The following is a 12,567-nucleotide window of genomic DNA, read 5'->3' as shown; positions in this document are numbered from 1 at the left end:
ATCGGTGCTTGACCGGCTGCAACATCACCGGCTGCTCAGTTCGGGCGGAGCACCAAAGGTATCCACGACCTTTTCGTCAACGAGCAGTTTGTCGAACAATTTCCTGAGACTGTCTTCGTCATCAAGGTCGGGCGTTTCAGGATCAGATGCATCGACGGCAATATCTGCAGGCAGCGGTTCATCGCGCTCGCGATGCAATACGCGCGGTTGGACTGACATCTCGTCTTCGTCTGTCCTGGCCGACCAAACCTGCGATCTTTCCTCAATCGCAACCTCCCGAATGGGGTCATTATAGTGGGTCCCAAAGTCGGATTGCCCTGCCAGCGCCTCGCTCAACGACTTGTCGGCGCTGATAATCATCTCAAGTATGATGGGCAGAAAGTCCTTCCTGTCGAATACGGCGTACACGGTGGCCAATTGGTCGACGTATCGCGGTCCAAACCGCGCAAGGATTGTGGCGATCCTTGCAAGATCAGGGTCTGCGTCCATCAGCAGCTGCCAACTCTGTTCTTGCTGTAGCACCTCGCCCCTTTGTGTCGGAGTGGGTGAGCCACAAATAAAGGGGGCCGTCTGAGCCGACGTTGCTGCCAGTTGAATTTCCCGTGCTCTTTTTCGTCTATCTGCGATCAGGAAGCCGATAAGTCCGCAGCTCATTAGGACGAAGCCCAACGCAGCCCAAGCGACTGAAATGCAAAGTAAAAATCCAACGACCAGGAGAGCCCCGCCGGCGATATACATTTTCACATCATCTCATTTAAATAATTAAATATATTATTGGGCATGCGAAGCAACGCAACCTCGCACGAAACAAACCGGGAACGACCTGAGCGACGGAATTGCAGTTTTCAGCTGAGCTTCGGAGGGGCGATTCCTCAACCCGGATTGGCCAAGACACCAAGGGCCGAGGCAGGCACGCCTCGATCAGCCAAGAAAACAGGAAGACAAGTCGCGGAGTCTGCTAAACTGGGGTGATATGCCAAATCGGGCCACAGTTGCCGCGCTTCGCCTACTCATCACGAAAGGGAATTTTATGAACAATTCAGCGGCCCGTTTGGCCGGAACTGTAGCCATTATCGTGCTCGCTCTAACGGCCTCCGCAGACGCGAAGGGACGGCGAGTGAGCAATTACGGGGGCACGTTTGCTTATTCTTGGGGCCCTAACTACGCCAACTTCAATCATCCGGTCTATGCCGGCTGCCCGATCGTCGGTGAACGCCTCAGCTATCCGACAGTCATGACTGCCACGTTCTTCAACGAGACGGCCGTAAGTCCTTTCGGCTCTTGGAGCTACCGTGCAGTTGCGCGCGATGTTCCCAACCGCTGGTGCCTTGGGAAGTAGGCAAACACGTCGCGGCGTGTACTTTGCGGGGCATGTGAACTCAGGATTGCCCCACTCAACGTAGGTTGACCAACGAAATTCTCCCGATGCACCACGCCTTCAAGACGGGACGCGTCCTCTGCGTTAGAATAAGAGCCGGGGACACGACTACAACCAGTCATTGAAGAATCCAATCTTTCAATTGGGCCAACCCGACTCCCGCTCCGGTTCGCAGTTTCCTGCCCCGTAGTTCCCGCAATTTCGCGACGCTGGCGGAACTCAACGTTAATTAGTTTTGAACTAATTTTGCATCCGACCGTTAGTCGACTGTTTAGCGTTCATCGCGCCCAGAAGTCGCCAGATTTGGGTTCCACGATTCGCGGTGGGTGGTGGATGAGTCTTGCTGGCGTTCGTTACCGAATGCTGGCGAGCCGTTCGTGCGCCACGGCGAGCGCGTTTCGAGGGGAACCGAATGTCAGTCATATGGCTTCTGCTTTTGTCCGTGGGTGCGCTACTGACCGCTGCGCTCGCGTTGGCGATTTATGCCAGTGCGATGATTGCTCGCCCCGTGTCGGGCCGAAAACAGCAAGTGACCATCTTGTCTGGCGACGAACCCAGCGTTTCGAAGCCGGACCCTTGGCCTACTCAGTTGCTACATCGTGCTATTCACCGCGCCTAAATCGACCCAGCTGGCGCGAGTTGTGCATCTCCGATGCGGCGCGCATCTGGATGAGTCGTAACGGCACATTCCATCTAGCTTATTCGACTTAGCCGTCCTTCAAGGCTCCGTTTCAACATCATGACTGCACGGACCAGTTCGTGACGAATTGGATGTCGCGTGAGGGCCAAGCCGACGTTCCATCCCGCGGCGGCCAGCAATACACTGAGCCCCCCCGCTTCCATCGATAAGCCTTCCGACCCGCCATGCGTCATGAGCAAGTAGATCGGGCCCAGCGCGCTGAAGATTGCAAGAGCAGCACTCTTTCGGAGCGCCACGAACAGTTCAGCCCAGCTGAAGGGCAAATACTGGCGAACCACAGCAATGGCGATCAAAGCCCTCAGGGGCACTAAGCCGACCAGGCACCACGCGATCGCCAAGAGGCCATGACCTGCGCCAAGGGCAACCGCTGCGATATTAAGCATGGCCTGCCCAGCTACCAGAAGCGGTAAAGATCTGACTGCTCCCAGCGCGACAAGCACTGGGTACTGGAGAGTCCAGGTGAACGAGAAAGCCGCGCCAACGCACAGGACTGAAACAAGTGGCGCCACCTCGAGCCATTGAGGCCCAAGCAGCAACCTGACCAACGGCGCCGCAAGGACGCCCAGCAGGATCAAACACGGCCAATGTGCCGCAGTGATCAATTCAAGCGCATTGAGATAGATTTTCTTTGTATCAGACTTTTCACGCGCGCTTCTCGAAAAGACCGGAAGCGCAACTGCGCCGACGCCGGCAAGTATCACGCGCTCTGGAAACGCGGATAGCAGGACAGCCCGCTGCGCGATACCCACGCTCGCGGAGTCCAGCGCCCTTCCGATGACGAGATAGGCAGCATACTCGCCAACCGCTGCCATGAGGGCTGCCGCGCTATCAAAGGTTCCAAATCCCAGCACGCCACGCCAATCGCCCAACGACGGAAGATATATCGAGCGATCGGGCAGAAGACAAAAGCAAAGGATACTTCCCACAGCCGCGGACGCAACAGTCGCCCAAGCCAGCGAAATGTAACCGAAACCAAGTTTCGCCAAGCATATGCCTGTGAGTCCACCGACGACGGACATCGATGTGTTCACCAAGGCAAAGGACCCAAAAGCCATCTCGCGGCTCATGAGCGCAAAAGCGGGAAAAATTAAGGGACCGAGAAGATAGCCGATAGCGGCCACCTCAATGTAGGGACCGACCTCCGGCAGCCCGTAAAGATGAGCTATCGGCGTGGCTGCAAAGTACAGGCAGAACGATGTCGCGATCGACACAAGAGCACTCGTCGTGATGCTCGTACGGATCTTCTTGAGGGTTAACTCCTTCTGCTGAACCAGATAGGCGCCTCCGCCCAGTTCACGCAGCGCCTCCGCGATGACAAAAGCTGAGCTGCCGAGAACTGAAACGCCAAAGGCGGCAGGTCCGATCAGTCTTGCGACGACAATTGCGACCGCGAGATTGATTAACATGACGAGGTATCGTCCGAACGTAGCCCACAGGAAGGCCCGCCTCACGTGCATCTAGAGCTCTCCATGGAACTTGTGGGCTTCGTCCCCCTTTCAGGGCGCCCCGTTCAAGCTGTTCGGGGGCAGTGCACCACGTCGCGCTGTTAAGTATCCGGCGGCAAATCGACACACCCGAAATCACACTTCCGCGCCTTGGACAAATCGCGCTGCGGTTCCCCGTTGGGCGCTTCGTTAATCCTATGCTCGCGAATATTGGTGTCGCGGTAGATTATTCCAGTATTATGAAATCTGTGGTATCGCAACAGCATAGCTGCGAAGTGATTGAGGACGGTAAATTTCGGACCGGCCGGGAGCAGATTTCCCCTTGGACTTTGATAATTCAAATTTAGAGAATTCAGAACTTCTGCCTCTAACGCAAGGTCAGCTAGGCATTTGGCTGGCTCAGGCGCTCGACCGGAGCGACCCCGCATTCAACATCGGCGAATGCATCGAACTTTGCCATGCCGTTGACGAGAACGCCTTCGAACGAGCGGTGCGGTCGACCGTACAAGAAGCCGATGCGTTAAGTGTGCGCGTGATCGAGACTGATGCTGGTCCAAGACAGTACACAGGAAGCGACGATGATTGGATCATGCACCATCTCGACTTTCGCGAAGAGCCCGATGCGCACGCTGCCGCCGAGGCATGGATGCGGGCCGACATGGCGCGGCCCTTTGAATTGTCCAAAGGCCCGTTGTTTCGTTTTGCACTACTTCGAATCGAAGCCGAACACTACTTTTGGTATGCAGTAAATCATCACATCGCGAACGATGGAGCTGGTTGGGCGCTCGTCGTTCGCAGAATCTTCGAACTGTACAATGGGTTCGTGAGTGGCCGGGAGCTTCTCTCCAACAAGGTCGGGCCATTCAACGACCTTTTGGAAGCCGAACTGATCTACCAGGGATCGGCCCAGCGCGCGCGGGATCATGGCTATTGGCTCGGCGTCCTCAAGGATCCGCCAGCTCCCGTAACCTTGTCCACGCGACGTTTACCCCCCGGCCCGGACGTCAATCAAATCACGGGCCGAATCCCGCTGTCCTCCAATCTGGAGGTCTTGGGACGCAGGCATGGGGCAGGCATACCTTGTGTCTTGATGGCAGCGACGGCGCTTTATCTCTGCCGCATGACGGGACAAAGTGATCTTGTCTTGGGAATGCAGGTCGGCGGCCGGCTGGGGCCTCGACCAAGACGCGCCGTTGGCCTGGCTACCAATATCATTCCCGTCCGGCTGTCCATCGACCTGGATGAGAGCTTCGACTCATTACTGGGCCGGACGGCACGCGCCCTGCGCGAGGCTTACCGGCATCAACTCTATCGCGCCGAAGATTTGCGCCGTGACTTGGGCTTATCCCCCAGTCAACCGAATATCTACTCAGCCTTCGTAAACTACACTCCACTGGATCAAAGCGTGGAACTTGCCGGGCGCAGGATTCGACGTCGGCCACTTGGAAATTGGCGGGTAGAAGACATCCAGCTTGTCTACTATGGTGACGATAACGAGACCGGCTATCGTTTCGACATTGTAGCCAATTCCGTCCGGTATTCCTCGCGTGAGCTCGAAGCACACCGTGACCGGTGGGTTATGCTCCTGAACCAATGTGCCGTGACGCCGGAGACGATCTGTGGCCGCGTCGACATTGTGTCAGCCACTGAACGCGATTACGTCGTGCGCCGATTCAACTCGTCCAAGAGATCTTACGACGACCGCTTGATTCACGAGCTTTTCGAGGAGCGGGTCAAGACGGTCCCAACCGCCACAGCGCTGTCTATTGGCGACGCTTCCTTGACTTACGCGCAATTGAATTACCGCGCGAACCAGCTGGCCCATTTTCTCCGCTCACGCGGTGCCGGGCCAGGCACGCTGATCCCCGCTTGCTTCGAACGATCCGCCGAGATGGTGATCGCCTTGTTGGGGATTCTGAAGTGTGGCGCAGCATATGTCCCGATCGACCCCACGCTTCCCAAAGATCGAATTGCAGCGATGCTCGCCGACGTCGCGCCATCCATCGTACTGAGCATGCAGGGCTTGCGCGCGGGTCTTCCTGCGTCAACGGCCGAGATCGTGCTACTTGATGCACATGCCGACGACATCGCCCGGTATTCCGGCGAGAATATCGCCCCCCGGGAAATTGGACTGACCGAACGGTCCCTGGCTTACGTGATCTACACCTCGGGCTCTACGGGCGCTCCGAAGGGCGCCATGAACGAGCATCGGAGCGTCGCTAACCGCCTTCAGTGGATGCAGGACGAGTATCGTCTCACCGGCGATGATGCTGTGTTGCAGAAGACCCCCTTCGGATTCGACGTATCCGTTTGGGAGTTTTTTTGGCCCCTGCTTGCGGGGGCGAGGCTCGTGGTGGCTGAACCATTAGGCCACCTGGATGCAGATTATTTGAAGCGGGTCATTCGAGAGACCGCGGTCACTACGATCTATTTCGTCCCGTCGATGCTGGCGACGTTCCTCGAGGGCCCCGGTCTCGAGGACTGCAAAACGCTGCGCCGCGTGATCTGCAGCGGCGAGGAGCTGTCAGCCAGCCTGGCCCGACGATGTCTCGCTGCGCTGCCATGGGTGAAGCTGTACAATTTATACGGCCCAACGGAAGCCGCCATCGATGTCACCCATTGGGATTGTAGCGAAACCGAGTTGGCAGGGATTGTACCTATTGGGCGCCCAATCGCGAACCTCCAGCTTTACATTCTCGATCGATTTATGCAGCCGGTGCCGCTCGGAGCTACCGGCGAAATCTACATTGGGGGCACCGGCGTCGGTCGTGGCTATTTGAACAATGAGCCACTGACCGTCGAGAGATTTGTACCGGATCCTTTCGATCATTCGGTTCCGAGGGCGCGGCTTTACAAGACCGGTGATCTCGGTCGTTGGCGCGAAGATGGTGCGATCGAATTTCTTGGCCGCAATGACCTCCAGGTCAAAATTCGCGGTGTCCGAATTGAATTGCCTGAGATCGAGCTCACTTTGGCCCGCATCCCGGGGATCGGACAGGTGGCTGTTGTCGTACGTGAGGATCAGGCTGCGCAACCGCAGCTGATTGCCTACTACACCGATGTTCATCCAGAGCAAGGACCGCGCATGCAGACGATCCGGGATGTCCTCTCGCGCACACTACCTCAACCAATGCATCCGGCTGCTTTCGTGCGATTGGCTGGAATGCCGCTCAACGCGAACGGAAAACTGGACCGAAAATCGCTTGCCGCAAGGGAATGGCCCGGAGAATCTCGATCTCCCGAATCAAGTGTTCCGCCGCAGGGCGCGACTGAGCAAGCTCTCTACGACATTTGGCGAGAGGTTCTAAGGACCGACCTGTTTGGCAGACTCGACGACTTTTTTGACCTCGGCGGACATTCGTTGCTGGCGACGCAGGTTGCTTCGCGGATAACTCGCGTTTTCGGCGTCGAATTGCCCCTACAGGCCATTTTTGAGGCGCGGACCCTCGCGGCCTTGAGCCGTCGCATCGACGATGCGCTTCAGGCGGTCGAGAGGTCTGCGATCAGACCTCAGATCGAGCCCTCATCCGAGAAGCTTGATGCCCTCTCGTACTCGCAGCAGCGCATGTGGGTCATCCAGTCGCTCGATCCGACCAACACAGCCTACAATCTAAGTGGCGCGATCCGGCTCATTGGGCAATTGGACGTTCGTGCGTTTTCCGGCGCTCTGGATGAGTTGCGCCAGCGACACGAGAATCTCCGGACGATCTATTTCGAGGAGGATGGCGAAGTCCGACCGAAGATTCAGCCGTGGCACCCTGAAGAGCTTGTGGTTACCGATCTGCGCTCATTCGGAATTGGAGCCCTCACCGAGGCGCTGCAGAGAGCTCAGGCAGAGGCGAGAGTGCCCATTGATCTTGCCCGAGGACCGGTTCTTCGTGCGACGCTCTTTCGCGTTGCGGACAACGAGCACCTCTTGCAATTGACGCTCCACCACATTGCGGGCGATCAATGGTCGGTGGGCATTGTCGGCCGCGAACTTGCGGTCGCATATAACGCTCTTCGCGCAGGCCGGCCCGTCGGCCTCGAACCGATAGCGCTGCATTACAGGGATTATGCCCAGTGGCAGCACCGACACCAACCCGAAGATCAGACACGTGGCCAGCTGGAATACTGGCTGAAAAAGTTGAATGAACTCCCCGCGCTGGAGTTGCCCATTGATTTCGCCCGCCCCAAGGTGCGTGGGCTCAACGGGGCCAGTCACGTCTTGCCGATTGACCCGTCGCTCCTTTCCAAGCTCGATCAATTGAGCAGGAACGAGGGCGGCACGCTGTTCATGACCATGCTTGCAGCATTTGCGGTTCAACTGTTCCGCCTGACGGGGCAGACCGATTTTGCGATCGGTGCACCGATAGCAAACCGCACGCATCGCGACATGGAGAACATGGTCGGTACGTTCGTCAATACGCTGGCGCTGCGCGTCGATCTCGGCGGGACTCCGCGCTTTCTGGACTTTCTAAAGCGAGTACGTGCAACGGCCTTGGATGCCTATGCGCATCAGGACGTCCCTTTCGACAAGCTCGTTCAGGAAGTACATCAGGCACGAGACAACAGCAGAGCGCCGCTGGTGCAGGTGATGTTCAACATGCTGAATGCGCCATTCTACGGCGTCACCTTCGACGAATTGAAATGGGAGCCCGCCATCATAGACAGAGGCGGCGCGCAGTTCGAATTAAGCGTATCGATTGACGCACAGCTGTCGCATACGGTGACCTTTGAGTACAATACTGACTTGTTTGAGCCGAGCACGGTCAAGCGCTTCGCCGCCCAATATCTGCAGATACTGGAAGGCATCGTCGATGATCCGGCCCTGAGCATCGCTTCGATTTCGATGCTGCCGTCGGACGAAAAGCAGCTGCTCCTGCGAGAATGGAACGCCCCCTCGGCATCCGCCAGTCCTTCCCACTTCCTCACCATGTTCCGACGCCAGGTCGACCGGCAACCAGATGCCACGGCGATATCCTTCAAGGACCAAACAATCAGCTACGCCGCTCTCGACGAGCGGGCCAACGCGGTAGCGCGCTCTCTTCAAAACCTGGGCATTCGATCCGGTGCTGGTGTCGCACTTTGTATGACGCGATCGATTGAGCTGATCGTTGTGCTACTTGGAATACAAAAGGCAGGCGCCCATTACGTTCCCCTCGATCCGTCTTTCCCGGCAAAGCGCCTCGCCTACATGCTGGACGACAGCGGCTGCAGTGTAGTTGTGTCTGACGATCGATCGAAGGAGCGGCTGGAGGCGCCGGCCGGTGTTCGCATCGTTGTATACGAGGACCTCGTCTCCGCCGGCGAGACAGCGGATGCTGGGGCAGATCACGAACTCTCTTTGTCGGGCATTGCATACATCATCTACACGTCTGGCTCGACGGGGCAGCCAAAAGGCGTTGCCATTTCGAACCGGTCGCTTTCGAACTTCCTGGTCTCCATGTCACGTACTCCCGGCCTGAATCAGGATGACGTCTTGTTGGCCGTAACGACGATCTCGTTTGATATCGCCGGCCTCGAACTCTACTTGCCGCTAAGCGTCGGCGCCCGAATTGAATTGGCGTCCGCGGAGGCGGCCTCCGACGGGACTGCGCTGTCGCGCCTCATTGCCGAAAGCGAAGCTACGGTGCTACAGGCAACACCTGCGACCTGGCGCATGCTGATTGAGAGCGGCTGGGATGGAAGCAAAGAGCTCAAGGCGCTTTGTGGCGGCGAGGCTCTTTCTCGCGATCTCGCTGATGCGCTGCTCTTGCGAGTCAGCGAACTCTGGAATCTATATGGCCCGACCGAGACGACTATCTGGTCGACAGTGATGAGGATCCAGCCCGATAAAGCGGCTATTTCAATCGGGCGCCCGATAGACAATACACGCATTTACGTCGTTGATCGCGAAGGTGCGTTGGCACCGATCGGCATTCCAGGCGAAATCCTTATAGCAGGGGAAGGCGTAGCCGTTGGATACCACCGTCGTCCGGAATTGACGGCCGACCGCTTCGTCCACGATCGCTTCGCCAATGATCGCAACGAGAGGGCTTACAGGACGGGCGATCTTGGTAAATGGGGCTGCTCTGGCGAACTGTTCCATCTCGGCCGGATTGACAGCCAAATCAAGGTTCGTGGCTTTCGGATCGAAACCGGCGAGATTGAACTCACGTTGCGGCAGCATCCTGCCGTGACGGAAGCGGTCGTTGTGGCGCGCGAACTAACGGCGGATGACAACCGTCTGGTCGCCTATGTTGTCTGTCGGGACGAGGAGCCAACTGCCAGCGAGTTGCGAAGCCATTTACGGACGTATCTCCCGGACTACATGATCCCCGCTCTCATTGTGAACGTTGATAGCGTGCCCATGACACCGAACGGAAAGATCGATCGTAAAGCTTTGCCGGATCCGTTCGCTGTTGGCGCACACGCGACCGAGGAGCGCGCGGCGCCGGCTTCAGAAGCAGAGAAGCTGATAGCCGACATCTGGCATGATTTACTCAAGGCAAGGAGCATCCATGCAGATGATAATTTTTTTGAACTGGGCGGTCACTCGCTCCTGGCAGTGAGAATGGTGGGCATCATCAGGCAGCGCACTGGACTGGCGCTAGATCCGCGAACGCTGTACTTCAAAACTCTGCGACAGATCGCCGAAGTTGTCGCTCGTAAGACTGCTTAGCCAGTTCAGTCGATGTTACCGTTCTTCTTCGGATCAAAACAGCGGCGGCTCTTCGGGGCATATGAGCCGGCAGTGCGCAGCGCTGGCGCTGGGGCGGTGTTGCTCTGCGGCTCCTGGGGAATGGAGTATACGAACGCGCACCGAGCGATGCGAATTCTCGCCAGACGCCTGTGCGCGGCTGGTTTTGACACGCTGAGGTTCGACTATTTTGGCGCTGGAGATTCCGGCGGGGAGACAGTCGACGCTGAACTTGGTGGCTGGAAAAACGACATATTGACAGCGCTGGGAGAATTGAAGGAGCTAAGCGGCAGGGCGCGTATCGTCATCGTCGGCATGCGGCTTGGCGCCACTCTTGCCGTCGAACTGGCGCCTCGCCTCCCTGCCGACGTCGAAAGCATCGTACTGTGGGAGCCAATCATATCCGGCTCCCAATACGTAAAAGAATTGCGGGATTGGCGGAGCGGCCATCATATGAGGGCTTTTGATTTGACGATGAGTGGCGCATCAGACGCCGCGGCGTCTGAATTGGGTGGCCTCCTGGTGTCATCGTCCTTTGTTCATGGGCTCAACTCCATTGATCTGCTTTCGCAGGAGATACCCCCCGCCCCAAGGGTTTTGACGATCTTCAGCGAGACCCACAACCCTGGCTTCAATATCCGAAGCACATCGAACAACAGCGAGACTGTAACCTTGAAGGCGTCCTCCCCCTGGAAAGATTCCGCCGAGCAGGAAGAGGGCTTGCCAGTCGAGATATTTGAACGGATCACCGAGTGGCTGCGATAGAGCACGAAATCGTCGAACGCGTTGCGCAATTCGGTCCGGAGAAGAGTCTCGTCGGAATCGTCGTAGACCCTGTCGGGCCGGGTGGCGAAAGCGACTTGGCGGTCGTCATCCTCAACACCGGAACGATTCATCGCGTCGGCCATCATCGAATGTACGTATCGATGTCACGGAAGCTTGCGCGGGCCGGTGTTACAGTTCTGCGGTTCGACTTCTCCGGCCTTGGGGACAGCTCGCCGCACTCATCCGAACAACCTCTGCTCCAATCCAACTTCGGAGACATTGGAGCGGCCCTGGACTGGCTGCAGACGACGCGTCGAGTTCAGCGGGTCGTTCTGGTCGGCCTGTGTTCCGGGGCCGATCACGCGATCCTGTATGGTTTTTCAGATCAGCGGGTCGTCGGACTGGTCTTGATCGATCCTTACATCCCTCCGACCACTCGTTATTTCATCGACTACTTCTATCGCCGTCTGCGCGATGTCCGGAGCTGGAAAGATTTCCGTCTGCACAAGAGCAAGCTCATTCGGCGCATCGTCGAACGAGTACTTCGTAGAGAGGGGGGCCCCCAGCATCTTGTGTATCAGGGATTGGACGCGCAGGCCTCGCTTGAGAAGGTCTATGGAGTTACCACCCGGGCAGGGATAAAGCTCTTGGTTGTTTGTACCGGTCGTCACCATGCGCCTCGTCAAACCTACCGCGAACAATTCATCAACGCCTTTCCCAGGGTCTCTTTCGGTGCATCACTGCAGTTGGAATTCTTTCAGGAGGCTGATCACACCTTCAGCTCCATGAAGCCGAGAGACGAACTCGACGAACTGCTCGCACGATGGTGCGAAACCACGACGTTTCAACGCTCGCAATGTCAGCCGACGTCAAAGATCGATGTCGCAGACCTCTGGTTCGCTTAAAACAAAGCCGGGTTGGCGTCTCTGGCGCGCGGAGACCATCGCTTCTTCAACGCTTCGCAATGGTTCACTCGACTAATCAAATAAGCACGTCGCCCGCGGGCCAGCGACCACAGCGCGTCAGAATGAGGACCAATCCACTCTTCGGAGAGATTGTGGCTGCCGTAGTCGCTTAGGAGAGCCAGAACGCCATCCGGCGCGTCTATTGAGCGAGTGGCTTATGGGGCGATTTGAGGTCGTTGACGTGCTCGAGCACGAATTCGGAAATGGTGATGTCGGGAAGCTAATCGAGAGCGACGCGCCGGACACAAGCCGACGACCCGGGGCCAGTATGGCGGCCACTCATCTGGTCTGCACGAAACTGGTGCCGGTTGAAGAGACTTGAACTCCCGACCTCCGTCATACGATGACGGCGCTCTACCCTGAGCTAAACCGGCTAGAGAAAAAACATTAAAGCAATAACGCGCATTCAAACAGAGCTAAGACAGAAGAGAGTTAATCGGCTTCCCGATCATCGTAAGAACTCGTCTAAGGCAACTTTGCTTGCCTTGGCACGGGATTCCGGGATCCCGATCTAGCTGCTGCGCTGCCCCGGGTTGCGAGCTTGACGCCGACTGGCCGATCGCAAGTCAGGGCCTGAGCGCTTGGTGTCGGCCGCGCGAACCCCTGGAGCTCCAGCAATTCATCGATTTGCTGTGTCATCCATTGCATCCTTT

Annotated in this window: 5 protein-coding genes and 1 tRNA gene; 3 read left to right on the top strand and 3 right to left on the bottom strand. The window is 57.4% G+C overall.

The features are described 5' to 3' along the window. Positions 1–24: 24 nt before the first annotated feature. Positions 25–738 (bottom strand): hypothetical protein, encoded by a 714-nt coding sequence (locus tag N551_RS0118900; protein ID WP_027568225.1) that lies wholly within the window; start codon positions 736–738, stop codon positions 25–27. 1,333 nt (positions 739–2,071) lie between these two features. Beyond that, the gene (locus tag N551_RS0118895) at positions 2,072–3,535 is read right to left on the bottom strand and encodes an oligosaccharide flippase family protein (RefSeq protein ID WP_027568224.1); all 1,464 of its coding nucleotides are present in this window, start codon (positions 3,533–3,535) and stop codon (positions 2,072–2,074) included. Between the two features lie 310 nt (positions 3,536–3,845). On the opposite strand from N551_RS0118895, the gene N551_RS35875 reads away from it, so the two are divergent. The 3 genes from N551_RS35875 (at position 3,846) to N551_RS0118880 (ending at position 11,854) form a co-directional block, all read left to right on the top strand. Beyond that, positions 3,846–10,166 carry a non-ribosomal peptide synthetase gene (locus N551_RS35875; RefSeq protein WP_051462837.1) on the top strand — a complete coding sequence of 2,107 codons (6,321 nt, stop codon included), beginning with the start codon at positions 3,846–3,848 and terminating at the stop codon, positions 10,164–10,166. Positions 10,167–10,286: 120 nt separating this feature from the next. After that, complete coding sequence (locus N551_RS36665) at positions 10,287–10,949, top strand: serine aminopeptidase domain-containing protein (RefSeq protein WP_197031163.1); 663 nt, start codon at positions 10,287–10,289, stop codon at positions 10,947–10,949. Then, complete coding sequence (locus N551_RS0118880; RefSeq protein ID WP_027568223.1) at positions 10,937–11,854, top strand: alpha/beta fold hydrolase; 918 nt, start codon at positions 10,937–10,939, stop codon at positions 11,852–11,854. Before N551_RS36665 ends, N551_RS0118880 begins: the two co-directional genes overlap by 13 nt. 359 nt (positions 11,855–12,213) lie before the next feature. Here the strand turns inward: N551_RS0118880 and N551_RS0118870 are convergent. Continuing rightward, positions 12,214–12,288 (bottom strand) — tRNA-Thr (locus N551_RS0118870). Positions 12,289–12,567: the final 279 nt, after the last annotated feature.

The sequence above is a fragment of the Bradyrhizobium sp. URHA0013 genome (genome assembly GCF_000518345.1).
GTDB lineage: Bacteria > Pseudomonadota > Alphaproteobacteria > Rhizobiales > Xanthobacteraceae > Bradyrhizobium.
This window is presented reverse-complemented; position numbering and strand designations above follow the sequence as displayed.

What these genes read in the sequence shown, in the direction of transcription:
- N551_RS0118895 (WP_027568224.1), bottom strand. Translation starts at nt 3,535, where the DNA reads ATGCACGTGAGGCGGGCCTTCCTGTGGGCTACGTTCGGACGATACCTC.
- N551_RS36665 (WP_197031163.1), top strand. Translation starts at nt 10,287, where the DNA reads ATGGAGTATACGAACGCGCACCGAGCGATGCGAATTCTCGCCAGACGC.
- N551_RS0118900 (WP_027568225.1), bottom strand. Translation starts at nt 738, where the DNA reads ATGTATATCGCCGGCGGGGCTCTCCTGGTCGTTGGATTTTTACTTTGC.